General features: G+C 57.9%; 24 protein-coding genes. 20 read left to right on the top strand and 4 right to left on the bottom strand.

All coding sequences use genetic code 11. From position 1 onward, the window contains the following. Positions 1-8: 8 nt before the first annotated feature. Positions 9-590 carry a hypothetical protein gene (locus tag ASF09_RS07785; protein WP_060525634.1) on the bottom strand — a complete coding sequence of 194 codons (582 nt, stop codon included), beginning with the start codon at positions 588-590 and terminating at the stop codon, positions 9-11. A 98-nt stretch (positions 591-688) separates the two neighbouring features. Here ASF09_RS07785 and ASF09_RS07790 point away from each other — a divergent pair, with 98 nt between their 5' ends. Both ASF09_RS07790 and ASF09_RS07795 read left to right on the top strand, forming a co-directional pair. Continuing rightward, the gene (locus tag ASF09_RS07790) at positions 689-952 is read left to right on the top strand and encodes a hypothetical protein (protein WP_060525635.1); all 264 of its coding nucleotides are present in this window, start codon (positions 689-691) and stop codon (positions 950-952) included. A 42-nt stretch (positions 953-994) separates the two neighbouring features. Then, positions 995-1867 (top strand): hypothetical protein, encoded by an 873-nt coding sequence (locus ASF09_RS07795; RefSeq protein WP_060525636.1) that lies wholly within the window; start codon positions 995-997, stop codon positions 1865-1867. A gap of 5 nt (positions 1868-1872) precedes the next feature. Here the strand turns inward: ASF09_RS07795 and ASF09_RS07800 are convergent, their stop codons facing one another. After that, positions 1873-2475, bottom strand: coding sequence for a hypothetical protein (locus ASF09_RS07800; protein WP_060525637.1), 603 nt, complete (start codon positions 2473-2475; stop codon positions 1873-1875). Between the two features lie 25 nt (positions 2476-2500). On the opposite strand from ASF09_RS07800, the gene ASF09_RS07805 reads away from it, so the two are divergent. The 3 genes from ASF09_RS07805 (at position 2501) to ASF09_RS07815 (ending at position 4760) form a co-directional block, all read left to right on the top strand. Further along, entirely contained in the window at positions 2501-3034 is a 534-nt protein-coding gene (locus ASF09_RS07805) for a hypothetical protein (RefSeq protein WP_156359257.1), read from the top strand. Between the two features lie 157 nt (positions 3035-3191). Beyond that, positions 3192-3842, top strand: a complete 651-nt coding sequence (locus ASF09_RS07810) for a recombinase family protein (protein ID WP_060525639.1) — start codon at positions 3192-3194, stop codon at positions 3840-3842. A 153-nt stretch (positions 3843-3995) separates the two neighbouring features. After that, positions 3996-4760 (top strand): DUF4145 domain-containing protein, encoded by a 765-nt coding sequence (locus ASF09_RS07815; protein WP_060525640.1) that lies wholly within the window; start codon positions 3996-3998, stop codon positions 4758-4760. Between the two features lie 11 nt (positions 4761-4771). On the opposite strand, the gene ASF09_RS07820 is transcribed toward ASF09_RS07815, so the two are convergent. Next, positions 4772-5575: a hypothetical protein gene (locus ASF09_RS07820; protein ID WP_060525641.1), complete on the bottom strand. Its 804-nt coding sequence runs from the start codon at positions 5573-5575 to the stop codon at positions 4772-4774. Between the two features lie 64 nt (positions 5576-5639). Between ASF09_RS07820 and ASF09_RS07825 the strand changes: the two genes are divergently transcribed. From ASF09_RS07825 to ASF09_RS07835, 3 genes are read left to right on the top strand one after another with little or no spacing between them, the layout of a single operon-like run. Further along, on the top strand, positions 5640-7052 hold the full coding sequence (locus ASF09_RS07825; protein ID WP_060525642.1) for a phage terminase large subunit: 1413 nt from the start codon (positions 5640-5642) through the stop codon (positions 7050-7052). A 50-nt stretch (positions 7053-7102) separates the two neighbouring features. After that, a complete protein-coding gene (locus tag ASF09_RS07830; protein WP_082444144.1) occupies positions 7103-8512 on the top strand; it encodes a DUF4055 domain-containing protein in 1410 nt (469 codons plus the stop codon). Continuing rightward, a complete protein-coding gene (locus tag ASF09_RS07835) occupies positions 8512-9582 on the top strand; it encodes a minor capsid protein (protein ID WP_060525644.1) in 1071 nt (356 codons plus the stop codon). The genes ASF09_RS07830 and ASF09_RS07835 overlap by 1 nt, the downstream gene beginning before the upstream one ends. Here ASF09_RS07835 and ASF09_RS07840 read toward each other — a convergent pair. Next, a complete protein-coding gene (locus ASF09_RS07840) occupies positions 9564-10061 on the bottom strand; it encodes a hypothetical protein (protein WP_060525645.1) in 498 nt (165 codons plus the stop codon). The genes ASF09_RS07835 and ASF09_RS07840 overlap by 19 nt on opposite strands. A 103-nt stretch (positions 10062-10164) precedes the next feature. Here ASF09_RS07840 and ASF09_RS07845 point away from each other — a divergent pair, with 103 nt between their 5' ends. The 12 genes from ASF09_RS07845 (at position 10165) to ASF09_RS07900 (ending at position 23553) form a co-directional block, all read left to right on the top strand. Continuing rightward, positions 10165-10785 carry a hypothetical protein gene (locus ASF09_RS07845; protein WP_060525646.1) on the top strand — a complete coding sequence of 207 codons (621 nt, stop codon included), beginning with the start codon at positions 10165-10167 and terminating at the stop codon, positions 10783-10785. 103 nt (positions 10786-10888) lie between these two features. Continuing rightward, on the top strand, positions 10889-11827 hold the full coding sequence (locus tag ASF09_RS07850; RefSeq protein ID WP_156359258.1) for a hypothetical protein: 939 nt from the start codon (positions 10889-10891) through the stop codon (positions 11825-11827). A gap of 76 nt (positions 11828-11903) precedes the next feature. Beyond that, positions 11904-12293, top strand: a complete 390-nt coding sequence (locus tag ASF09_RS07855) for a hypothetical protein (protein ID WP_060525648.1) — start codon at positions 11904-11906, stop codon at positions 12291-12293. Then, complete coding sequence (locus ASF09_RS07860; protein ID WP_060525649.1) at positions 12290-12640, top strand: hypothetical protein; 351 nt, start codon at positions 12290-12292, stop codon at positions 12638-12640. The genes ASF09_RS07855 and ASF09_RS07860 overlap by 4 nt, the downstream gene beginning before the upstream one ends. After that, a complete protein-coding gene (locus ASF09_RS07865; protein ID WP_060525650.1) occupies positions 12640-12945 on the top strand; it encodes a hypothetical protein in 306 nt (101 codons plus the stop codon). The genes ASF09_RS07860 and ASF09_RS07865 overlap by 1 nt, the downstream gene beginning before the upstream one ends. A gap of 3 nt (positions 12946-12948) precedes the next feature. Then, positions 12949-13371: a hypothetical protein gene (locus tag ASF09_RS07870; protein ID WP_060525651.1), complete on the top strand. Its 423-nt coding sequence runs from the start codon at positions 12949-12951 to the stop codon at positions 13369-13371. 72 nt (positions 13372-13443) lie between these two features. Further along, positions 13444-14379, top strand: coding sequence for a phage tail tube protein (locus ASF09_RS07875; protein ID WP_156359259.1), 936 nt, complete (start codon positions 13444-13446; stop codon positions 14377-14379). A gap of 120 nt (positions 14380-14499) precedes the next feature. After that, positions 14500-14937, top strand: coding sequence for a hypothetical protein (locus tag ASF09_RS07880; protein WP_060525653.1), 438 nt, complete (start codon positions 14500-14502; stop codon positions 14935-14937). A gap of 378 nt (positions 14938-15315) precedes the next feature. After that, complete coding sequence (locus tag ASF09_RS07885) at positions 15316-19068, top strand: hypothetical protein (RefSeq protein WP_060525654.1); 3753 nt, start codon at positions 15316-15318, stop codon at positions 19066-19068. An 18-nt stretch (positions 19069-19086) separates the two neighbouring features. Further along, positions 19087-19443: a hypothetical protein gene (locus tag ASF09_RS07890; protein ID WP_060525655.1), complete on the top strand. Its 357-nt coding sequence runs from the start codon at positions 19087-19089 to the stop codon at positions 19441-19443. Next, positions 19440-20210: a hypothetical protein gene (locus ASF09_RS07895; RefSeq protein ID WP_060525656.1), complete on the top strand. Its 771-nt coding sequence runs from the start codon at positions 19440-19442 to the stop codon at positions 20208-20210. The genes ASF09_RS07890 and ASF09_RS07895 overlap by 4 nt, the downstream gene beginning before the upstream one ends. A gap of 37 nt (positions 20211-20247) precedes the next feature. After that, entirely contained in the window at positions 20248-23553 is a 3306-nt protein-coding gene (locus ASF09_RS07900; RefSeq protein ID WP_156359260.1) for a hypothetical protein, read from the top strand. Positions 23554-23594: the final 41 nt, after the last annotated feature.

The raw sequence follows: 23594 nt of genomic DNA on the forward strand, positions 1-23594 counted from the left end.
CACCCGTCTTACCAAGCCCGCCAATTCATCTTCGCCAGCCAAGGATCAATTGCAAGTTCACCCTCATCGTTGTCGCTGCCAGGTATCATCTTGAGTTTTTTACCTGACGGATGAGTTAGAAAGACCGGATTGTAGGAGCCGCCCTCTGGACGGTCCCAATAACGATGGGTCTGAACGAGCAGGTATCCGCGATACGGACCTGTCCTGATTACCCGCAACGCCCAGCCGGGGCATACGGCTTTTATGACGTTCAGCTTAAGATCGAATTGGTGGACGTAGCCCGAGTTGGGCGACGCATCCGTGCTGCTGAAATAAACGTAGCCGCCGTCAAGCGAGAAAAGCGGGTGAGAAAGGCCAGCGAGGTTGCGGGCATAGTCGCCGTTCCACTTGGAAATGAGCAAACGGCGCTGCGTGCTGCCCTTCGTGCTGTATAGGACGAGTGCTTGCGCGCCAGTGCCGTTCTCATCACCCTCACCGTTCGGGACGACCGAAACCGTATAGCGGCCATCCGCGGACTTCGCTGTGTCCTGCGCTTGAGCCGGCCCCGCGAGCAGCAACGCCGCTAAGCCGATGGTCCTGATCCACGTCATGCTTAATCGGCCCCCGAAGCAATTTAATGGTCATCCTAGCAGAATGCTGGACCGGATTAAGGACGATATGTGTCCTAAGCTAATCCTTAAATAGACGCATGACACGCCTCGTCCTCACCATCCCCCAAGCCCGCGCCCTCCAGCGCAGCGATACGCCCTGGCCAGCAGAGTGGGCCTTCATGCTCGTTGGGGAACGGGAAAAGCCCGACACGACAGCCGACGACACCAGGACGGCGATCGGCATGGCCATGAAAGCCCGTGGCTGCGAAAACGATCAGATTGCCGAGCAGCTGGGATGGAAACCCGAAAGCACGCCCGTGAAGCAGATTGCACGACTGCACCGCATCCTGGCCGCCAGCTAACCTGCGCTACCTAAGGGATTGATCCTCCGCTACAGTGTTGGGATGAACGATCCCTCCCGACCACGTGCCTATTACAGCGCCCGCAAGAATGGGCCACAAGCGACCAAGCTGAGCCTCGATGACCTCAGGATCATCCTATACAGTGCGTATGCCTATTACGCAGGTAACGGCTTTTTCGTGGAAGCCTTTGGCTACGATTGCGTGGACGACGGATATATCGCTGGCACGGTCGGTGGAAACATCGACGTGTTCGTTCGCATGACCCTGTTCAAAAGCGAACTCTGGCCACTCGATGTTCGCTACATGGAATATGACGAGGACGATTGCTTTACGATGATCGAGTTCCTGTTCGATCACGTCAGCAAGCCCAACACCAAAAATTATCATGACTGGAACAACTGCGGATACCACTACAGCGACTTCGATAAGCAGGCCGGTCAGGAGGACTTTCGCAGCCGGTTCGTTGTGCCGCTTGAGCGTTATGGCGATGGGTGGGAATTGACCGAGGCTGGCGAGATAATGAGCCTGCCCCCAAGTGGCATGACGACGCTATTGGCCGCGAAGCCTCCCACGGATGACAAGACGGTTCTCAGCACTGTAGAGGATGCCAAAGGCCGGTTCCGCCGTCATGGTAGCACGATCAAGGAACGCGAAGTCGCGGTGCGGGACTTGGCCGATGTCCTGGAGTGGATCAAGCCGCACATCAACACCGCGTTGATGAACAAAGACAGCAGCGACCTCTACAACATCGCCAACCAGTTTGGCATCCGTCACATGAACCAGAACCAGAAGCTCAACTATGACAAAGCCGTCTGGTTAAGCTGGATGTTCTATCACTACCTCAACACCATCAACGCGGCCCTGCACATCATCGAGAGGCAGAGCTTAGTTCACAAAGCGCCTGTGAAGACCTGAAGGTATCACTGTTCCCGTTGCTCCTCTAGCGCCGAAATCAAATTGCCGCGAACGCTGACGAGCTTCATGTTCCAACTATCTAATTCGCCGCTGTTTACGTCTCCAAAGAGACCCTGACGCCCGTTGTTGCGCCGAACACGCAAGATGCCGTCTATAACACCGATGAACTGATTACGAGCTAAATGAGCACCCTCGGGATACCATAGACGATGCTTACGCTTGATTGTCTTGACGTCTTCGGCTGCTTTGTAAGCATTGACGTGATCGGGGAGTAGGATGTGGTCGCATATGTCGCGAACGACAAATTGCATCGCATCGACACTCACGTAGCTGTGACTGACATCACTCCTTTGTTGCGCCTGTGGATCAACCACCGGTGGGGCTTGCGGAACGCTGGTGACGCCACGTCGAAAGCCAAGCTGATGCGTTTCGTAAAAGGCCCAAGGGAGGAGGAATATGGAGGACAGCGCGGCGATGCCGTAGCGCCAATCCCATGCCATCTGACTTACCACGTCGGGCTTGTGGTCCATCATGACCGCGAAGGCGCATGGCAGGCTCACCGCTGCCAAACCGGCTAATATCTTCCGCACACCCTCTCCCAAAACCATGTTTTGCCCGCCTCTAAATAGTAGCATGGCTGACAAAACTCCAGAAACAACGAAGAACCCCAAACGCAGCGCAGCCGCAAAAGCTGTGTCGCAGGAACTGGCCGTGGGTGCAAAGGAACTACAATCGACGGTTCAGGCCGTAATCAAGCGGAAACCAGGACAACCCACTAAGTTCACCCCAGAGAGGTGGATCACCATCCTGGAAACGGTTGCCACATACGGCGATTTGATCGAAGTCTGCGCTGATCCGGAAATGCCTAGCGTTCAGACTGTCTACCAGTGGATCAGGGAAGACCCCCAGCTGAAAGAGGACATGCGCGGCGCATGGGAGGCGTTCAGCATGATCGGACACAGTGTCAATAACAACATCCTCAGGGGTGGCATCCTGTCTACTGGCGACTTCCGCCGTGATGAAGCACTAGCCAGTCAGAACCGCTGGTTTATGAGCAAGACGAATCGCAGGGATTTCGGAGACAAGGTGCAAGTGGATCACGTGCAGCACCGACCTGTCATTATCGACTGGAACACCATTGAGGGTGAAGGCGGAGACGGCGTCTAAACGCCCCGCAGACGCCCGCACAGGGTCAAAGCGCCTTAGCAGCACCACTGATAGCCCATGACGACATAGACCCTCATAGGGGCGGAATGAGCGGTCGCTCTACATCATCGCTGACTTTACGTTTGTAGCAAGACCCCTTGTTACAAAGGCACCCCGTATGTTCGTTACCTACTATCGAGTGTCCACACAGGCGCAGGGCCGCAGTGGACTAGGACTTGAGGCACAAAGGGCCGCTGTTGCGACATACCTTCAAGGTAGTCCCGCCCATGCCGAGTATCAGGACATTGAGAGTGGTGCGCGGAACAACAGGCCGCAACTACAAGCCGCCCTCTCCCTATGCCGCCTGACTGGTGCGACGTTATTGGTCGCAAAGCTGGACAGGCTTTCACGCAACGTGGCCTTCCTCGCCACCCTACAGGATAGCGGCATCCGCTTTGTGTGTGCCGACATGCCAGAAGCCAACGAACTCACGATCCATGTCCTTGCAGCCGTGGCACAGGCGGAACGCAAGATGATCTCAACGCGCGTCAGAGAAGCCCTAGCAGCGGCGAAAGCCCGTGGGCGTAAGCTGGGCGGCGATCGGGGCAATTTGTCCTCAGCGAGCGTCTCTGGGCGTCTGAGAAGCATTGAGGCACGGCAAGGCAGAGCAGCGGATAGGCGAGCGGACCTCATGCCTCACGTCGATGCAGCCAAGGAAGCTGGTCACACCACACTTGTGGGCATAGCTGGCTACCTCAACCAGCTGGGCATCCCAACGGCCCGTGGTGCAGCGTGGCAGGCCAACTCGGTGCGCCGCCTGATCGGTTGACAGGGGAACAGGGTGGAGAACCTGGGGTGTATATACGCCTTGGTCAAAGGGGGCGTGGGTGGGCGCTCGTATCTATTTTCAATATCTGAGAACCTAGGCCCCTGACCTCAGATTTTTTCGCCACCGTTCCAAAAACCTCGATATGGTCACCCCATGACCGTCGATCGCTCCCTCTACGCCACCTCGTTTGACACGCTTCCAGACTGGCCCTGCCCGACGTGTGGCAAGGGCCACCTCAAGTCGGATAAGGACACGCTGCTCAACAAGGAAACCGGACCGAGCAAAGCTGCCCATGCCCACGACGCTTGGGACCCCGAGTGGATCGACCGGCGCTTTGCTGGCTTACTAGAATGCAACTTCGGTAACTGCGGTGAACTTGTCGCCATATTGGGCGACGTGTCGATCGTAGAGGGATACGGCTACGACGAAAGCACCGGCGAGCCGACCCAGGAATATAGCGAGCGTTTCAAACCCCGCTGCCTATCGCCCGCCCCACTTCCGATCCGGCCTCCTGTCGAAACGCCCGAGTTGGTCCAGAGCGCGCTACGCGAAGCAGCAGCACTTATTTGGCAAAGTGCGGAGGGTGCAGCCAATCAAGTGCGTCAGGCGGTCGAACATCTGATGGATGAGCAGGGAGTTACCAAGTCCAACCCCGGAGCCTTTCTCTCCCTGCACAATCGCATCAAGGAGTTCGAGGCAAAAGACCCCAAGAACGCGGAAATACTCCTCGCGGTGAAGTGGTTAGGCAACAGCGGTAGTCATGCTGGCGGTCTGACCCGAGACGATGTGTTCGACGCTTTCAACATGGTCGAACTGGCCTTGGTGAACCTCTACGACACGACCACCGCCGACATTATGGCGAAGGTCAAAGCCATTAACACGCAAAAAGGGCCAGTGAAGCCGCCCACTGCTGTCTAACGCGCTCTCTTCTAACCAAAGTAGCCCCTCTCCGTTCCTATCCGGCCGTTCCAGTCCGCCCAATCGATCCCAGTTGCCAGTTCGTCTAGATCGAACTTCTTTGCTATGAGCGTGTCTACGAGGAGCGGATGCCGGGTTCTGAGCAGTTCAAGCGTATTCTCGAACTTCTGCCGGACTTTTGGACCTGCGCTATCATCAAGCGACCCTTTGTATAGGTTCTCGATGTAACGAACTTCGTAGGAAATTCTAAACTCCCATCCATCGACTAGCTCGCCTGGGATCGGGAATGTGATGTTTTCGGTCGAACCAAAAATCGTGCTGGATAGATCAAGCGCGCCGAGCGCCTGCATGACATGCACAAGCGAGCAGCGGTCGTTATAAGGAGTAGTGCGGAAAATGTCGCTGTAGCGAACTAGACTGCTATCCAGGAATACACCCATTGCATTGACTTGCTTTTCAGCTTCGTAGCAGTCGACCAGCGCCTTGCCGTAATAGGCCTCGATGTTCTTCATTTTCTGATGCTCGAACTCGCCCTCCGTGATGAAAGCGCGAAAGTGCTTGTTGAGCGGTATCAGTCTGTAAAAGAGGTCTTGCGCGAACTCGGCCAACCACATTACGGCCTGCGCTTTGTTTTCAGACCAAAACTCCTTGCCATAGACCAGAATGGTGTCCGAGAAGACTATGCAGGTGAAGTCATTGTCCCGATGAACATTCAAAGCGTCGATATGCGCGTATATGTCGCCCACCGGATAGCCCGTTTTGATCATGTCTGAGAAACCCAACAGATCAATGTAGAGAAACATCCGCGTCTGCATCAGCTGTCCTTCTTGTCTTGATAGGAAGGAGAATGTCAGAAGGCTGCATCAACGTAAATAGTTGATGCAGGGGAATACCAAGCCGCAGGGCATCCGTCACGACATCACTAAGCGCAACCCCGATCAGGTTGCCGCGCATAAGATCGTCACCAGTCCGCAGTTCAAGTTCTTCCTTGGTTATGGAGGTTCAGGAGGCGGCAAGTCGTTTTTCTGGATGGACGTGATTGTGGAGCGTGCAATGATCGCCCCCAACTCGCGTCACGCCATCTTCCGACTAACCCGTAATAGTTGCGAAAAGACGCTGTTCGACAAGACGCTCCATGAGGTGCTGGATAAGGCTTGGCCCGGTATCAAGGACCAACCGGGCTTCAACATCAGCCAGTCCACTATGACCGTCGATCTGCCCAATGGCTCCAAGCTGTTCTTCGACGGCCTGGACGAAAACCGCATGACGAAAGTCCTGGGTGACGAGTTCAACACCATCTGGATCAACGAGTGCAACGAGGACGGCCTGTCCTATCAGCAGGTATCCACCTTGCTATCTCGTCTGCGTGCAAAGAACGAAACCGTCACGGGCCGTGTCCTCAAGAACAAGATGTTCTTCGACTGCAACCCCAGGTTCTACAGCGATTGGGAATACAAGGCGTTCATTCAGAAGGTAAACCCTGAGGACGGTGACGCACTCCACAACTCGGACCAGTGGGTAGCGTTCAAGATGAACGCCGAGGCCAACCAAGCCAACCTCCACGATGACTACATTGAAAGCCTTATGGCCGGTAGCGCAGCCAGCCGCCGCCGTTATGTCACGGGTGAATGGACGGACGAGAACAACAATGCGCTGTTCAATGAGGGTATGTTCCGCGACGCTCGTATCCCCAAGCCCCGCGAGGTTCAGACACCCAAACAGACCCGCGCCCACTTGGACGAGCAGGGCATCCTGCTCAACCGCGCCACCGTGTCAGTGGACCCCGCCGTCACTGCCGATCCTAAGAGCGACCTCAGCGGCATCACCGTCCAGGCCCTTGGTGAAGATGGCCATGTCTATGTGCTGGCCGATTACAGCCTCAGGGGGACGCCGGATCAGGTCTGCGCCGTTGTCACGGAGGCATACAAAGCCTGGGGCGCCAGCCGCGTCATCATGGAGAAGAACCAGGGCGGCTTGTGGCTGGAAAGCACGATGCGATCCCATTTCCCCCACGTCCCTCTGAAATTCGTCAGCGCCACGGCGACCACGGGCGGCAAAGCCTCACGCGCAGAACCAGTCAGCGCCGCCTACGAACGTGGCGTTGTCCATCACGTCGGCACGCTCAAGGAGTTGGAGGCGCAGATGTGTGACTTTGGCTCCCCTGCTTCCCGCCGCAAGTCCCCTGACCGCATGGACGCACTCGTATGGGGCGTCACTGAGCTACTCGACCTCGGACATGAGAAGAAGATGCCAGCCGGTATGTGGACAGTCCGCGCACCCTCGCTCTGGTAAAGTGAGAACCCTCCCGCCGCTTAAATAGTGGACACCTAACGGGAGAAGCCATGAATATCGACGAACCAACTCCAGAAATGAAGGCTTGGCACCAGCGTGCCAAACTCGTTCGCGATGTTGTGGCCGGTGAACACCAGATCAAGTTGGGTTGCGAAACCTACTTGCCCCGTTTCCGCTCCAACCAGAGCGACGAGGAATACGAACGCTTCCGTCTGACCACTCCGTTCTTTCCTGCAACTGCGCGAACCGCGCAAGGTCGTCGCGGCCTCATGTTTGCCAAGAACGTGGTCCTCAATGGCACCGCCCTTGATCCCGTCAAGAACGTCATCACGCCTCAGGGCGATGACTGGCGCAGTGTCGCAGAGCATATCGTCTTTGACACGTTCCAGACCAATTACACCGGCCTGCTGGTCGATCACCCTGCGCCGCCCGCAGGTGTGGAATTGAACGCCGAGAACGCTCTAGAAGAAGGCTTCCGCCCGTTCCTGCACGTCTTCCCCCTTGAGTGCATCCTGGAGGCAAAGCGCGGCCTCGTCCGTAATCAGCAAAAGCACATCAGGGTCCGTCTGCTAGAGAGCAAGGACCGCGTTCTGGAATTGCTGCTCATCAACGGCGTTTATCGCCAGCGCGTCCACGAAAAGAACGATGGCGGTCAGTGGCGCGTCACGGCTGAACGCATCCCCGATAAGGGCGGCATCCAGCTGAACGAGATCCCCTTTGAAATCGTCTCCGACAACAAGGCTGCGCTCCCCCAGCCCAGCGTCCTTGAGGACGTAGCGCGCCTAAACATCAACCATTACGTCGCGCAGGGCCGCATCAACGCCTTGCAGGTTTTCGGCTCCGGCCTCGTCCCGATCCTCAAGGGCATCGAGCCTGAGAAGCGCGTGATCGACGGCGTTGAAAAGCTCGTCATGCCAGAACTTCACATGGGACCGGGTGGCTACCTGCTTCTCCCCAACCCAGATAGCGACTTCGGTTTCCTAGAGCCGGAAGGTAAAATGGCTGCCGATCTGCGCCAGTCCAAGAAGGACTTGGAAGAGCAGATGGCCAAGGTCGGTGCGCGTATGCTGGCACCCGAACAGGTCGCCCCTGAGGCCGAGGCAACCGTCGCAATGCGATCGGCGGCAGAGGACAGCACAACGGCCAGCCTAGCGATTACCTATGCGGCGCGCATCAGCCGCGCCCTGTCTCGCATGGCATGGTGGATGTCGCCCAATAGCGCAGCATTCACAGGCCAGGAAGTCACCCTCACCCTGAACACCGATTACAAGAACCGTGGCATGTCGGCACAGGAGCGACAGGTCGCCATGGCCGAGTTGCAGGCCGGTTTGAGGTCGTGGGAGGATTGGTTCTACGAGCGCCGCGATGCCGGTGTCGTGAACACCAGCCTGACGCCCGACGAGGAAAAGGCCCGCATCGAAACCGACAACGTGGATAGGCCCACCACCGAGGCGCTGTAATGCCCAGCGTCAACGATGCCCTAAGGGACCGCGCGATCCGTCATGCGGTCCTGATCCTCCGCTATGGCACAGGTGTTGCGGACCAGATTGTCCGCCTCCTCAACAGCGCCGACGATGGAATTCTCGAGAAGCTAGGTGCGCGCCTCGCCGCCATTGAGGAACGCGGGTTCGACATCGGCAAAAAGGCAACCGCCCGACTGGAGCGGATGCTGGACGAGATTGGCGCGCTCAACAGCGCGATCTACCAGCGCATTGAGGAGGCCCTGACCGACGAGCTGGTCGGGTTCAGTGCGGCAGAAGCCGGGTTCCAGCGCGACACCCTCGTTACGTCCATTGGCGCAGACCTCGGCACCACGCTCCCCAGCCCTACGCGCCTCCGCGCGATCGTTACCGAAACGCCCATGGAAGGCCGACTGCTCGCCAGTTGGGCAAAGGGCATGGAAGCCGGTCGCATGGACCGCATCAACCAGGCCGTCCGATTGGGAATGGTCCAGGGTGAAGGCACGGACAAGATCGTCGCCCGCATCCGTGGCACCAACGCCGCGCGCTATGAGGATGGCGTTCTGCAAATCAGCCGGCGATCGGCGCAGGCGGTTGTTCGCACCTCTGTAAATCACGTCTCGAACGTCGCCGCGCAAACGACGTGGAAGGAAAACAGACACCTCGTCAAAGGCTGGCAATACCTCGCGACCCTCGACAGTCGGACGACAATCAAATGCGCTGGCTTGTCGGGTCAGGTCTTCCCCATTGGCGAGGGTCCAATCCCTCCCGGTCACGTCAACTGCCGCAGCCTGAGCGTGGCAGTCACCAAGTCATTCCGCGAACTTGGAGTGGACAAGGACGAACTGCCACCGGGCAAGCGCGCAAGCATGGACGGACAAGTCGCGGGCGACACCACGTTTGCAAAATGGCTGACCATGAAGGGTGATGCCATGCAGGACACCGTGTTGGGCAAAACACGTGCTGACCTATTCCGCAGCGGTAAGTTGGACCTCGCGGACTTCATCAAGAACGATGGCACCGTTCTCACGCTTGACCAACTGAGAGCCCGCTATAAAAGCGAGTTCTGAGCATTTGTAAGCGCGTCTCGCCGCTTCTTCATTTTCTCCGTCAACGACCGCATCTGCATCGCGAAGCCGGAAGATGAACTTAGAAGATCACCCAAATCTACGCGGCTATCGTGAACCGCCCTACCAATTTCTGCTATCACACTCGGCGTTAAGTTTGGATAGTTTTGTAGTGCGGTTAGCTGCGACCGAAGTCCATCAATCTCCGTTTTAAGCTCGCGCATCTTACTTGGCGCATCGCCACCTCCGAAGGCATTTAGCTGAACGTAACTGCCCGCTTGGGCTTCGATGTCGCCGATGATCCTGAGAGCTTCTTCTTTGACGCGCGCCGAACCGGCGATGCGCTGAGCGTCCGCTAGACGCTCAGCCCGCTTGGAATTGCCCTCCTGCCGCAACGCGATCGCTACCGCGACGATGGATGCGATGATCCCACCAGTGCCGGAAAACCAGTCTGCCAAACTGCCTGGTTCAATGCCGCTCATGCTTGTCCATGCTCCTCATAAATAGCCGTGCAGTCGAAGCTAGGCCGAGACTGAGAACGCGGCAAGGCCGCACCCAAGAAGCCCAAGGGGCCGAAAGGACGCTATGAGCGACACCACTGATACCACCGAAGATATGACTGGCCTCAAGAACAAGGTCAAGGAACTACTTGGAGCCATAAAGACGGCCAACGAGCGTGCCGAACGCGCCGAGCGCGAGAAGGAAGAAGCTGCAGATGCAGCCTCCAGCGCAAACTCCACCGAACTAGAAAAAATGCAGAAGCGCGCCGAAAAAGCCGAGCGCGACCTCAAGGCCGCGAACGATCGCGCCGAGAGCACCACCAAGTCACTGCGCGACTACAAAGCCGACAACGCAATCGCCCACGCCATCGCATCCGCAAACGTAGACGCCAAGCATGTTGCACTTCTCGCGAAGGCACTCCGCGCCGACGTGGAGTTCACTGACGAAGGCGAACCAACAATCGGTGGCAAGGCAGTCGATGCCTACGCCAAGTCCTTCTTTGCTAAGGACGGCCTTTCGTATGTTCGCGCTGCCAATAACACTGGCGGCCTTGCGACGGGTAACGACGGCACCACGGCAAGCCAGTTGAGCAAGGCTCCTGAGACTGCCGACGAATACAACACCTTCTTCAATCTCACACTCACCGACAAGGTAGCAGCTAACGCTCTAGCGGATCAGTGGGGACGTGCAGACTTGAAGTCCTAAGCCAAGGCAAGTTCAACCAGCAACATAAATAGTCGTGAGCCAGCGAGTTGGCTCACGGCCCTCTGACACTTGGGGTCCGTCTCCCCAACTGTTGGAGTTTTATATGACTGTTCAGACCCGCATTGCGGACCTAGTTCCAAACCCTGGCGTTCTCGCCAACGTAGTGCAGAAGACTTTCCGCACCAACAACGCTCTCGTTTCCTCGGGCATCGCAACCACTGGTCCAGAAGTTGACCTTCTGATGACCGGCGGCTCCTATATCCAGGGCCTCAACTTCATCAACAAGGTCGACACCAGCACCTTCAACTACTCGTCGGATGACTTCGATGAGAAGGGCGCAGTCGGCAAGATCACCGCTGCTGGCTACATGGCTCTGCGCCATGACCTGAACTGGGGTTGGGCATACACCGATCTGGTCCGTCTCGTCACCAAGTATGACGTTAAGGGCGGTCTGGTTTCCGCTATCCCACTGTTTTGGTCGGAAGTCAGCGAGAACCTCGCGGTAGCTTCGATCAAGGGCGCACTTGCAAAGACTGCCGCTCTGACCTCGGGCGTCAACACTGTTGCTTTCGACTTCGACAAGCTCATCGACGCAGCGGCTACGATGGACGACCCACGCGCAAGCAAGACCATCATGCTGTCGCGTAAGACCCTCGCAAAGCTACAGAAGCTGAACAAGAACGCTTACGTTCCAACCGCAGAAACCAACCTGGGCTTTGCTCAGTTCGCCGGTTACGGCCTGCTGATGACCGAGGCTTTCGGTGACGACACGATCGTTATCGCACAGGACGGCGCAATCGCTTTCGGCACCGGCGTTATCGGCGGCACCACTGCAATGGAAATCAAGCGCGATGCAGACGCCGGTAACGGCGGCGGCGGTGAAATCCTCCGCACTCGTCTCTCGATGGTCGTTGCTCCTCAGGGCTTCAGCTACACTGGCGCAGCCAAGCCCGGCCTGAACGGTCTGGCAACTGCCGCTAACTGGACCCAGGTTGCAGACATCAAGGATGTTGGCTTCCGCGCAATCAAGTTCCTCCCATAATCTAACTGGCAGGGCCGCAGTCGAAAGGGTGCGGCCTTCGCCATGACTGGTTCACTTAAATAGTGGGGAGGTAGACATGGCCACATTAGAACAGAGCAACACCTACAACGAGGTGCGCGGTAACGAGGAATGGAGCGAGCTACCAGCCGCCCAAGCCCGTGCGCTTCTCCAGGATGCAGAAGACTACATCAGGGGCGCATACTCGATCCGCTCCAACCTGACGGAAGACGAACAGCGGACGTTCGACGGCATCGTTTGCCGCCTCGCCGCCATCTTCCAGAGCAAGCCTCCTCAGGTCGATGCAACGGCGTCGATCAAGAAGGAGAGTAAGGAAGGAGCAGGCTTCAAGAAGGAAGTCGAATACAACGCCGCTTCCAGCGACCCCTACCCCTACGTGACTGCCGCGCTCCGCTCACTTCTCCAGGCTCCCAAGGCCAGCCTCTACATGGGCGTGGTGACTGGATGAACCTCTACGACGAGTTCTACCCCCTCGTGGTTGAGATGCTGGACGAGTTTGGCGGAAATGCCACGCTCATCAGCGCAGCGCCTGCCGCCCCGACGATCGACGCCAAGCGCAGCGGACGCCCTGCGCCGAAAGCAACGCCCCGCACGCGCCCTGTAAGGGCCGCTGTAGGGCCAATCGCGATTAAGGGTGCCGATGGACGCTCCACGCTCCAGAGTGTCGCTACGATGCTCGCTGAACCCCTTGAGGGCGATCAGCTAAAGCAGGGCGACGTGACCTGGACAATCGGCTCCGTCACCTGCGTTGCGCCCCAGGGCAAAGCCATCGTGTTCATCGCGGAGGTGTCCTGATGCGCGTTGACCTCTCCGACCTCGTTGGCAAGCGAGGCAAGATCAAAAAGATGATCGAAGCCAAGCAGGTTGAGGTGGCCGCAAAGGTCACGCTCGACGCGCACCGCAATATCGTCATGGCCAGCCCCGTGGATAGCGGAGCGTTCCGTGCAGCGTGGGAGGTCGAGACACCCAAGAAGCCATACGAGAACGGCACCGTCACCAACGCAACTGAATATGCCATCCCCCTCGCCCACGGCCATTCTCCCCAGGCTCCAGCCGGTTGGATCGAGAACGCCTGCACTGCCGCTGTGAAGGGAGGCTAACCCATGCTCCAGCTAGACATTGATGCCCTGAACGATCGCTTCTTCGACAACATGGACGCCGAGGCGATCCAGCTGCTCGTTGAGAACCAGCCCGACGAAGACCTGGACGATACACAGGTGTGGACACGCTGGGTCATCAACCCTGGCCTGTCCGTCACGAAGTCCATTGGTCGCGACTTCATGGTCACACAGTATGGCACCGCCACTTTGCAGATTTTCATCCCCAAGGGTCTCTACACAGGACCGGGCAACGACGTGCGGGACCAGTTCAATGACCTATTTCGTGGCTGGCGCAGTGCGGACAAGAAGCTGTTGGTGGACAATCTCAAAAGCCAGAGTTCGACTTACAAAAAGGGCGAGACGGAGTTCCACTTGATTAACGCAGTGATTGAATGGCACTCCAACAGGCGCAAGTCGGACACCTAAGGGCAGTCCAGTTCCTCCTCATAAATAGTTGCAGGCCGCGGGCCTTTGACAACTATTATCGGAGGTCCTTAGATGGCTCTAATCAATCCTTCGGACGTTACCTTCACCCTCGTTCCTGAGGTCACTGCTGGCGTCCTTCCAACTACTGGTGCTTCGCGCTACGAAGTTCCTGCTAAGGCAGACCAGTCGCTTCCTTCTTTCGCTGCGAACGAGATCGCTTCCAACACCAAGCGCCCTGGCCGTGCTGGCAACGGCATGCGTCGTGGCATGGTCACTGGCACTGGAACGCTCGATATGCGCCTCCAGTTTGCTCCAGTTTACCTAGCCCTCATGGAGAGCGCGCTTTCGGGCAAGTTCACCACCACCGGCACCAAGACGCTAAAGGCTGGCCTCAACGACAGCACTTTCTCCGTTCTGTCGCTTCTCCAGGCTGGCGCTTCGGGTTCCGCACTTCTGGAAGCTGCATCGGGTTGCATGGTCAACAAGATGAGCATCAGCGTTAAGGCTGGCGACGAAGCAAACATCTCGTTCGATCTGCTCTCGACGGTCCAGGCTCAAGCCACCACGGACAGCACCCTGACTGTAACGGCAGTTCCAAGCACCGCATACGAGTTCGCAGGCGTAGAAGTGTCGGCTGTCACGGTTGCAGGCAACACCGTAATCCAGTTCACGGAGACGAACCTAGAGGTTACGCAGGATCGCGTTGCACGCGGCAAGCTAGGCACCAACACGCCAATCGGTATCGGCACCAACGGCACCCGCACGGTCAAGCTGACCATGAAGGCATACCGCGAGAGCTTCGCCGTCGATGCGCTTCTGACCGGTCAGGCACAGGCGTTCAGCTTCACCATTGGCGCAGCTGGTAACGGCTACGGCGTCTACATTCCTGCTGGCTTCGCTTCGATCCCAACGACCGAGTTCGACAGCGAAAGCGCGTTCGTGAACATCGAAGTCACGGCAGCTTACGATGCAACTCAGGCAACTGACCTCTACATCACCCAGCTGTAAGAGTTCCAACCAAGACCCCTTTGCAAGAGGTTGGCAGGGTGGAGTAGTCGAAAGGCTACTCCATTCCTGTGAATGAACCCCGATCAATAAATAGTGGGCAATGCAACAAAGGGGTTACACATGACCAAGCCTACCAAGCCACAATTCAAGAAGTTCGCTCGCTTTGATGCCGACAAGGCGGCAAAGGGCGTAGCCCACAACATCGTTGACGAGAATGGCAACGACTACGGCACTTGGACCACTTCACTGTTCGACGTTCACAACAAGTTCCTCAAGGTCGAGAACGACCGCTACGAGCGCGAGCATTCCAACGACCCACATGCCAAGGGCAAGCACGCAGGTGTCTATGCGTTCGTCCAGGTATGCGTTCACGGTTGGGATGGCGTTCTCGATGCAGAGGACAAGCCTATCACGTTCACCAAGGAACTGGCGTTCGAGTATCTTTGCGACGACGACAACACTTGGTTCACCAATGAACTAATCGAGCGTTCCAAGGACGTGCGCTATTACCGCGCAGTCACCCCAGCAGCGACCAAGGTAGAAGACGCGGGAAACTAATAGCCTTTCTCGACTGGTGGACGGGCGGCGGCGCTGACATTACCGCCGATGCCGAGAAAGGCGTCGCATTCGCCCAGGGCCTAATGAAGAAGGCTCCGACACTCGAACGACCATTGTTGTGGGAAGCCTTCTGGGATTTGTCCACAATGCGCTCTCCAGCAATGGCCGGTGTTACCTCCATCCCTTACGACAAGATACGTTGGTATGCATCTAACGAGTTGCAACTAGACAACGAGGAAGCAGATGCCTTCCTCTGGATCATTCGGCGCGTTGACAGTCACTTCGTCAATCGGACGAACACCAAAGCTGCCAGCCAGTCCAAGTAACTCACAGCACTGACCCGGTTAAATAGTGGACACTATTTGCCGGGGAGGCGCCATGTCCGACGCGACTGCACAGATTAGAATTGATATTGTCGCGACTGGTGCAGAGGCAGGTGCGAACCGCGTCAACGCCGCGCTAGATCGAGTTGGTAACAAGGGCCGCACGATCGGTGCCGCCAACGACAACCTACGCGGCACCTTCGACCGCTTGGGTGGCACCATGGGCAAAGCCGCCAACGATGGTGGCGCTCTCTCCAAAGTATTCGATGACATCAAAAACCGCGCAGCTGGTGCAACGCCAGCCGTAGGCGGTCTGGTCAGCAATCTGGGTTCGATGGGCGGCAAGGCCGCAATCGTCGCGGGTGTCGCCCTGGCCATTGGCGCTGTTGGTGCCGCTGCAATCAGTGCGGCTGCACAGACGCAGAAGTGGATGGCGCAGCTTGAGACGGTCACGAAGTCCAGCACGCTCGCACAGGAGTCCTATGCAGCTCTCGTCGGGTTCGCTTCCCGCACGCCGTTCGACCTTGGCCAGTCTATTGAGGCTTTCACCAAACTCAGGATGCTCGGCCTCGCCGCCACTGAGAGCCGCCTAACCTCCTTCGGCAACACCGCCGCTGCGATGGGCAAGTCCATGAACCAGATGATTGAGGCTGTCGCTGACGCCTCGACTGGTGAGTTCGAGCGCCTAAAGGAGTTCGGCATCAAGTCGAAGACTGAAGGCGATAAGGTCAAGTTCACGTTCCAGGGCGTCACTACGTCGGTTGCCAAAAACAGCACTGAAATCACGAAGTATCTGGAGGGCATCGGTAACACTACGTTCGGTGGCGCGATGGCGAAACAGATGGACACGCTCAACGGCGCGTTCTCCAACATCCAAGATAATATGCAGCAGATGCTTGCTGCGATCGGTGGCGGCGCGCTTGGCCAGGCGGTCAAGGAAATCGCAAAGACGATCGCCAACGGCATCGGCCTCATCACCCTCTTCATGGCATCGATCGGCAATTTCGTCGGCTCGATCATCCAGGGTGTCGGTAACGTCCTCAATGGCCTCGGTCAGATGTGGTCCGGCATGGGGCAAGCCAGCGCCGCAACGACCCTCCTCGATAATCTGACCTTCACGTTCAACCTGCTTGGCCAAGGCATCCAGGTCGTCGGCTCCATCGTGGGCAGTGTCCTCGGTGCAATGGGGACGTTCGCAGGCAGCGTAGCGGAAATGTGGCGCTCCTCGTTTGGCGAGTTGCTGGACTGGATGGGGATCTCGTTTGAGAGCGGCGGACGCTCTTGGGGCAACAGCATCATGGGCGTTCTGCGTGCCGTGAAGGCGGTTGTCGGCCTCATGCCCCAGCTGTTCGCCGTAGCGATCAACGACGTAATGGGCATGTTCCGCTCCCTGGGTTCGATCGTCGGACGCCTCCTCTCGGGCGACCTATCGGCGCTCAAGGATATTGGCGCGACGATCACCGGCAGCTTCAACAACACGGCCAAGGCCCTCAACGCCGCCGGTCGCATTGCGAAGGCCACCTACGGCGACGTGAAGGGTGCGGACGCGGCAATCGGTCGCATGTTCGGCCGCACGACGACCAAGCCCAAGCTGGACACCGGCCTGGATGCCAAGCCCACACCGGGAGGCGACAGGAAGGACAAGGGCGCAAGCGAGGCCGAAAAGAAGGCCAAGGCCGAAGCCGAGTTCTGGAAGACGCTCCAGGGTGAGGTGGAAACGGCTAAGCTATTGCCACTCGCCGCTGAGGATCACCGCAAGGAACTAGAGCTACAGAAAATCCTCGGTCGCGACCTCGTTGCTGGCGAGAAGGAGCGCATCGCTAACCTGATGCAGCAGGCGCGAACTGCCAAGTTCCTGACCAACGCCCTTGACGACCACAACCAAAAGACCCGCGACATTGCGAGCCTGGAACAACAACTCAACCTCAAGCGCAGTGGTGCAACTGAGGAACAGCTGACCCTCGAAAAGAAGGTGTCGGACTTCCGCAGCACTGCACTTCGTCAGGGTGTCGATCTGCAAAGCGATGCCTACAAGGCAAGTGAGGCGCAGCTACGAGCGGACGAAGCCCGCATTGGTTTGCTGAATACGCAGAACAAGACGCTCGATGAGCAGCTTGCCAAGATCAAAGACATGGCGCGTTCCGGCAACTCCTATGCAACGGATGCACTTCGCTCCAGTGGCAGTCTTTCGGATCGTCGCGGGGCAGCACGCTCCGACTATGACAAGACCCTCAGCGAACTCAAAGCGGCCCTCGATAGCAAGGACCCCAATGTCAAGATCAGCACGGCAGCGTTCAACGCTGGCGTAAAGCGCGCAGGTGAGGACTTCCGCGAGACAATGGCGGAAATCGGAACCGACTTCGCCAACAAGATGGGCCGTGTGTCTGACTTGCTCGGCAACATCGGCAGCATGATCGGTGGCAAGCTGGGTAGCCTTTTCTCCGGCGCAGGTGATGTCGCAAAGAGCGTAGGCGACTTTACGAAGAACCAGGAACAGATTCGCGATCAGTTCTCCAAGGTGTTCGGTGAGAACAGCCCTGCGATCAAGGGCATTGGTAAGGCTGTAGGTGGCGCGGTCGCAGGTATGCAGATTGGCGAGCAGATCGCCGGTCTCGGCAAGGCCCTCGGTGTAAAGACGAGCAAGCAGGGCGGTCAGATTGGCGGCGCTATCGGCGGCGCAGCGTTTGGCCCTATCGGCGCAGCCGTTGGCGGAACGCTGGGAAGCCTGATCGGCGGCCTGTTCAAGAAGACACCTAAGGGTTCTGCGATCATCACCAGCGGCACCAGCGCGCAGATCAGCGGTAACAAGGGCAGCGTCCGCAACGCGCTGACCGGCACGTCCAGTTCCGTGCAGGGAGGCTTGCAGGCTCTCGCTCAGCAGCTTGGCGGCGACCTGGGCAGCTTCATGGTGTCCATTGGCAAATACAAGGACAGCTACCGCGTTTCGTCCTCTGGTGCGTCGAACGTCGATACCAAAAAGACGAAGAAGATCAGCGGCCTGATCTACGACGGCAAGGACGAGGCAGCGGCCGTTGCGGCAGCTATCCAGGACGCAATCCTAGATGGAGCGATCACCGGCCTTTCGGACCTGATGAACAAGGCTTTGAAGACCTACGCTGGTAACGTGGACAAGGCAGTCGATGTCGCGCTCAAGATGAAGTCCTATGAGGACGACTTGAAGGCGCTGACTGACCCGTTGCGTGCGGCAGTCGATGCGATCACCGGCCCCTTGGATGCGCTCAAGCAGACGATGCTATCCGTGGGTGCAACGAGTGCCGACATGGCCAGGTTCGAGGACTACAGGAGCAAGAAGCTCGCCGCTGCTCTCAAGGAGCAGGTCTCGGGCTTCCAGTCGATCCTAGATGACCTCAATGGTAGCGGCGGCGGCGTCACTGCCCTAACCCAGCTGACCAACAATCTCGCGAAGCTAGACACGTTCAAGGCGGACTTGGCGGCAGGCAAGACGGTTGACCAAGATGCGTTCACGGCACTGGCGCAATCCATCATGGGCAACGCCAACGATGTCTATGGCACTAACTCCGCAGACTTCCAGGCAATCGTTGAAAGTCTCAAGGGTGCAACTACGGGAGCGATCACCAACGCAACGTCGGCGTTCAATAGCGCGGCGGATGGTGTGACTAATCAGGCAATCGCAGACCAGACCAACGCGATCACGGCGCAGCAGGGAGTTGCCAACGACTACCTGAGGCAGATTGCCGAGGCAGTGCAGAACAGCGGCGGCAGCTACTATGGCGGCTATACAAGCAGCATGGGTGTCTACAACGGTCGGCTAATTCAGGCTTTCTAAGGAGACTTAAATACTCGCATGGCAGACTTCGATCCATCCACCGCAGAGTTCATTCAGCAGGCGTATCGCTACGCCATCCAGTCTGACGCCTCGATCCTCGCTCGCAACCCCACGGCGCGCGTGGTGCAGATCGACACTCAGTTGGGTGGATCGGGCGCAGCTGGACTGGCTACCAAATATCTGAACGCAAACGCGGCTCCGCGCGCCTATGAGGTGGTGCTGGAAGGTGTCATGTTTCTGGACACGTTGGTAGGCGCGTGTCCGTCGTTCATCCTCAACTTCCCCAAGTTCAAGACTGACAACCGGCCCCTCAAGCTGATCGGTTTCACCACTGATCTTGAGGCGAACACCACCACCGTGCAGGTGCGCGGATGACCGCTGTATTCCTGAACCCCAAGGCGTTTACAGTCGTCACGGCGAACCAAAGCGCCACCGCACTCGCTGCCAATCTCAGGCAGGACGAAGCTGGTATGGTTTGGCGTTCCTCGAACCTCACCACCGTTTACGTGACGGTCCAGCTGGACGGCACGGCATGGGATAGCGTTGCGCTCGTGGGATCGAACCTGCGTGCCAGCGATACAATCCGTATCCGCGCTGGCGCAACGGCAGCGATCGTGGACGGCTCCTCAAGCCTGACGGTTGACCAGACGTTTGCGGCCTGGAGCGGCACCGCACCAACGAACGGCGCGCTTTCGTTCAAGCTGCTAGGCGCGGCTGTCACCAGCCCCTTTGTCCGCATCGACATTACCAGCACCGGCAATTCGGCGGGATACGTGCAGGCCAAACGCTTGGTGATCGGCAAGCGTGTGGAAACCGATGGCGTCAACATCGGTGCAGAGCAGACGTTCGAGGACATGAGCAGCGTTGAAGAGGGCTTGGGTTACACGACTGTGGATCGTTACGGCGTCCGCATCGGCTGGAAGGTCACTCTCGATGGGATCAAGGACGCTACCTACAACAATGACTGGTATCCCTTCCTCCGCGATGTAGGTCGCAGCAAGCCCTTCGTTTTCATCCCCGATGACAGTTCGGCCTACGTTCAAACTCAGGCTGTATTTGGTCGCGTCAACTCCACTGCAAAGGGTTCTAGCCCCGCGAGCGACTTCAATGTCGTAGAGATCAACCTACTGTCCACCTACTAACGCAAAGTCCAATCCGCCAGTCCGCTTAAATACTGGCATGGCGAATATCCTCTTTGAAGTCACCGTTCTAAACGGTTCCACCCCAGTCACTATCCGAATGTCCCGCGCTGGCGCTTCGGAGGCAGGAACCCAGCTGAACGGCTATCAATGGCTTCCACTTATCAGCAAGCGAAACGTCGTAGTTGGTAACTGGACCGATGACGGTCTTTTAAGCGAAGGCTCTATCAATCACGGAACGCTGTCGTTCCGCATGAGCAGCGCATTCGAGAACGAGGTCTGGTCCTCTTACGAATGGTCCGGTGGCCTCGCACGCATCTTCGTTGGCGATGATGGCGCTGACTTCTCGACCTACAAGCAGACTTTCGAGGGCAGCGTTTCTTCCATCGAACGCGACGGCGTGATCGCAACAGTTGGCCTACTTGGTCCCGATGCCCTCTTGGATCGCGATCTCCTAAGCCTGGAGTATCAAGGAACGGGAGGCGCAGAAGGTGCCTCCACCCTTGTTTCCGGCAAGTTGAAGCCAAGGGTATTTGGCGACTGCCGTAACGTCGACCCTGTTCTCATTGATAGCGCAAACTGGGTCTATCAGGTCCATGGCTATGGAACTTGCGACATTCGCAATGTCTATGAGTTCGGCCAGCGCCTTGATGCTGACAAGAGGAAGGCTAACGCGGCGAACTACGACGCCCTCGTAGCGATGACCCTCGTTCCCGGTGAGTGGGCAACCTGCCCTTCTCAGGGCCTGTTTAGGCTCGGTGGCGCACCCTCGCAGCGCGTCACCGCCGACGCCACGGTCCTTTCCACCAACACCGTTGCAACCGCCGTTTCTGCGCTGCTCACCCTGGCAGGTATCTCAAGCGCAAAGCAGGGCAACATCAGCACCCGCACGACCAGCTGGTGCCTCTACCAGACAGATCAGATCACCATTGGTGAGGTCGCCCGCTCAGCTGTTTACCAGACCGGTGGCGTCTTGTTCGCGGATGGCACGGGAACGTGGCAGATCATGGACTTCTTCGCCGCTTCCGTCGCGGTGACGCTGAACGCGGATCGCAGCACGGTTCCGCTCGTCAAAAGCTATCGCCAGCTTCCTACCCAGGCTCCCGTTTGGAAGGTCAAGATCGGCCACACGCCTTGCTGGGGTGTCCATAGCGCCAGTGAGGTATCGCCGGCGCTCAGTAAGGCCACCGAGAATGCACAGGCATCCGCTGACGCTGCAATAGCCGCACAGGAGGCCGCAGAGCTTGCTAGGGCAGATGCAGAGGTTGCGAAGACCCGCCTGGACGCCATGTCGAACGACGGCATTCTGGATCGCGCCGAGAAGGCCCGGATCGTTGCCGACTTTTCCGCAGAGGCAGCGCAGCAGGCTGGCTTGCAGGGACAGGCCACAAACGTGGATGTTTCCACCGAACGCGCAAACCTGAACTCCAGCTTTGCCCAGCTGCAAAGCTACCTCGAAGGCCTTTCGCCCTCATACACCAATAACACCATGGACACCGCGATCGACCGATCCGTGTTCAATGCCCGCTGGCAGAATTACTGGCTCGCCAAACAGACCCTGTTGAACAAGATGGCTGGCGTGGCTTCGACCATTGCGAAATGGGGCGGCGTCACCGGCACAGGTAAGCCCGAAGACAACGCCACCGTAGGTGCTCAGCTTGGCACGAACCTCACCGGCGAGAACGGCAATGCGCTAGAGCGCGATGATGTCCTAAACGCCGCAGGCACGTTCAGCGCCGCACTGACCTGCACCTTCAACGATAACACCGCTCAAGGCTTCTACGCAGGCGGTGCGACGATCTCGTTTGCCAACGGCGTGATGACCCTAACATCCACCAGCACTGACCCGCTGTTGTTCGTGCCGCTTAACAATCCCGGCAAGCAGGTTTCTGTTATTCGCATGAGGCTTCGCGCCAAGGCGGACACTCAGTCGTGGCAGGGACAAGTCTACTTTAACACGGCTGGCGGCATCACCTACAGCGAAGCCTACACTAAGAAGGTGCCGTCGCCTAAGTTCAAGAAGGACGAGTGGCAGGTAATCGAGTGGGACATGAATTACCTGACAGTCGGTGGTTCCGCATATGTGGACAACACGATTACCAGCCTCCGCTTCGACCTTTCTAACGCGAGCGCAGAGACGTTTGAAATCGATTGGGTGCAGATTGGCGAGCGCCTGAACGGCACGTTTGGTGCGCCTGTTGGCTCCAATGTCGGCCCTTACCAAGTCAGCGATCTTGTCAGCAAGTTCACCGCTCTAGACAATGGCGGCTTTACCGACGTCACTCCTCCAAACACGCCGACCGGCCTGTCTGTTGCCAGCGTTCTCACGGATGCAGGCACAACGCTCAACATCAGTTGGACCGCAGTGAACGCAACCGACCTGTCGGGGTATGTTGTAGCAATCTCTGAAGGCGGCGGCAGCTTCTACGAGTATTCCACGACCTCCAACAGCTACAGCCGCACGGCTGTAGGCCGCAACGTCGCAATCAGCGTTAACGTGCTGGCGTTCGATAAGGCAGGAAATCGCAGCGGCTTCTCAGGCACGGTCGCCCACACGACTGCTCGTGACACTGTTCCCCCCGCAGTTCCAGTGCTTGGCACCATTTCGCCAACCTACAACACCGCACAGGCGACATGGAGCAATGGCAGCGAGAGTGATCTCGACTACTCAGAGGTCAATCTCTACAACGCTTCTGACACGCTGGTTAAGTCCACTCGCGTCAGCGCAGCCAAGGGCGGCGGCTCGCTGATCCTGTCGCCGCTTGCTCAGGCAACGACATACAAGGTCGATCTGCGACTGTTCGACACGTCGGGCAACGCATCCGGCTTTTCAGCCCGCACGTCGTTCACAACGGCTGGAGGTGTCGCGGCCAGCGACTTTGCGCCCAACGTCTCGCCGATCCAGACTGTAACCAGTCTTCCCGCTACGGCTGGCTATTCCGGTCCAAGCGTAGTGTTTAACTCATCGGACAAGAAACTGTATCGCTTTGCGAACGGGTCATGGACCAGTGGTGTGGATGGTGCCGACGTTGCACCCAACACGCTTGCCTACAGTAACCTGCTAAGCAAGCCGACCAGCCTCAGCGACATCAACGGCACCCAATCGCTTAAGTTGAGCGGCATCAAGGATGGTGCAGGCACGGTCGCAGACACGCGAAATGACGATCAGCCACCAAGCTACTACTATGCACGCCAAGGCGAGACGCAGGAATTTAAGAACGGTGGTTTCAGCGGCTCCGGCTCCAGCGGCTATGGCCACCTCGTCACGGTAGCGCAGTGGGGCGACCCTAGGGCTCAGACTCATTCACATCCAAAAGGCGACCGCTGTTGCGAGCGCGACAGCTGACAGGAAGTTAGCCGCAAGCTTGTCGTAACGGGTAGCGATGC

Origin of the sequence: Sphingomonas sp. Leaf242, assembly GCF_001422045.1 — a bacterium.
GTDB lineage: Bacteria > Pseudomonadota > Alphaproteobacteria > Sphingomonadales > Sphingomonadaceae > Sphingomonas.

Bases quoted from the DNA above. Each gene is read 5' to 3' on its own strand.
- ASF09_RS07860 (WP_060525649.1), top strand. From the start codon at position 12,290: ATGAACCTCTACGACGAGTTCTACCCCCTCGTGGTTGAGATGCTGGAC.
- ASF09_RS07795 (WP_060525636.1), top strand. From the start codon at position 995: ATGAACGATCCCTCCCGACCACGTGCCTATTACAGCGCCCGCAAGAAT.
- ASF09_RS07805 (WP_156359257.1), top strand. From the start codon at position 2,501: ATGGCTGACAAAACTCCAGAAACAACGAAGAACCCCAAACGCAGCGCA.
- ASF09_RS07825 (WP_060525642.1), top strand. From the start codon at position 5,640: ATGCAGGGGAATACCAAGCCGCAGGGCATCCGTCACGACATCACTAAG.
- ASF09_RS07895 (WP_060525656.1), top strand. From the start codon at position 19,440: ATGACCGCTGTATTCCTGAACCCCAAGGCGTTTACAGTCGTCACGGCG.
- ASF09_RS07840 (WP_060525645.1), bottom strand. From the start codon at position 10,061: ATGAGCGGCATTGAACCAGGCAGTTTGGCAGACTGGTTTTCCGGCACT.
- ASF09_RS07820 (WP_060525641.1), bottom strand. From the start codon at position 5,575: ATGCAGACGCGGATGTTTCTCTACATTGATCTGTTGGGTTTCTCAGAC.
- ASF09_RS07865 (WP_060525650.1), top strand. From the start codon at position 12,640: ATGCGCGTTGACCTCTCCGACCTCGTTGGCAAGCGAGGCAAGATCAAA.
- ASF09_RS07810 (WP_060525639.1), top strand. From the start codon at position 3,192: ATGTTCGTTACCTACTATCGAGTGTCCACACAGGCGCAGGGCCGCAGT.
- ASF09_RS07845 (WP_060525646.1), top strand. From the start codon at position 10,165: ATGAGCGACACCACTGATACCACCGAAGATATGACTGGCCTCAAGAAC.
- ASF09_RS07830 (WP_082444144.1), top strand. From the start codon at position 7,103: ATGAATATCGACGAACCAACTCCAGAAATGAAGGCTTGGCACCAGCGT.
- ASF09_RS07785 (WP_060525634.1), bottom strand. From the start codon at position 590: ATGACGTGGATCAGGACCATCGGCTTAGCGGCGTTGCTGCTCGCGGGG.
- ASF09_RS07855 (WP_060525648.1), top strand. From the start codon at position 11,904: ATGGCCACATTAGAACAGAGCAACACCTACAACGAGGTGCGCGGTAAC.
- ASF09_RS07835 (WP_060525644.1), top strand. From the start codon at position 8,512: ATGCCCAGCGTCAACGATGCCCTAAGGGACCGCGCGATCCGTCATGCG.
- ASF09_RS07885 (WP_060525654.1), top strand. From the start codon at position 15,316: ATGTCCGACGCGACTGCACAGATTAGAATTGATATTGTCGCGACTGGT.
- ASF09_RS07790 (WP_060525635.1), top strand. From the start codon at position 689: ATGACACGCCTCGTCCTCACCATCCCCCAAGCCCGCGCCCTCCAGCGC.
- ASF09_RS07875 (WP_156359259.1), top strand. From the start codon at position 13,444: ATGGCTCTAATCAATCCTTCGGACGTTACCTTCACCCTCGTTCCTGAG.
- ASF09_RS07900 (WP_156359260.1), top strand. From the start codon at position 20,248: ATGGCGAATATCCTCTTTGAAGTCACCGTTCTAAACGGTTCCACCCCA.
- ASF09_RS07815 (WP_060525640.1), top strand. From the start codon at position 3,996: ATGACCGTCGATCGCTCCCTCTACGCCACCTCGTTTGACACGCTTCCA.
- ASF09_RS07850 (WP_156359258.1), top strand. From the start codon at position 10,889: ATGACTGTTCAGACCCGCATTGCGGACCTAGTTCCAAACCCTGGCGTT.
- ASF09_RS07800 (WP_060525637.1), bottom strand. From the start codon at position 2,475: ATGGTTTTGGGAGAGGGTGTGCGGAAGATATTAGCCGGTTTGGCAGCG.
- ASF09_RS07880 (WP_060525653.1), top strand. From the start codon at position 14,500: ATGACCAAGCCTACCAAGCCACAATTCAAGAAGTTCGCTCGCTTTGAT.
- ASF09_RS07870 (WP_060525651.1), top strand. From the start codon at position 12,949: ATGCTCCAGCTAGACATTGATGCCCTGAACGATCGCTTCTTCGACAAC.
- ASF09_RS07890 (WP_060525655.1), top strand. From the start codon at position 19,087: ATGGCAGACTTCGATCCATCCACCGCAGAGTTCATTCAGCAGGCGTAT.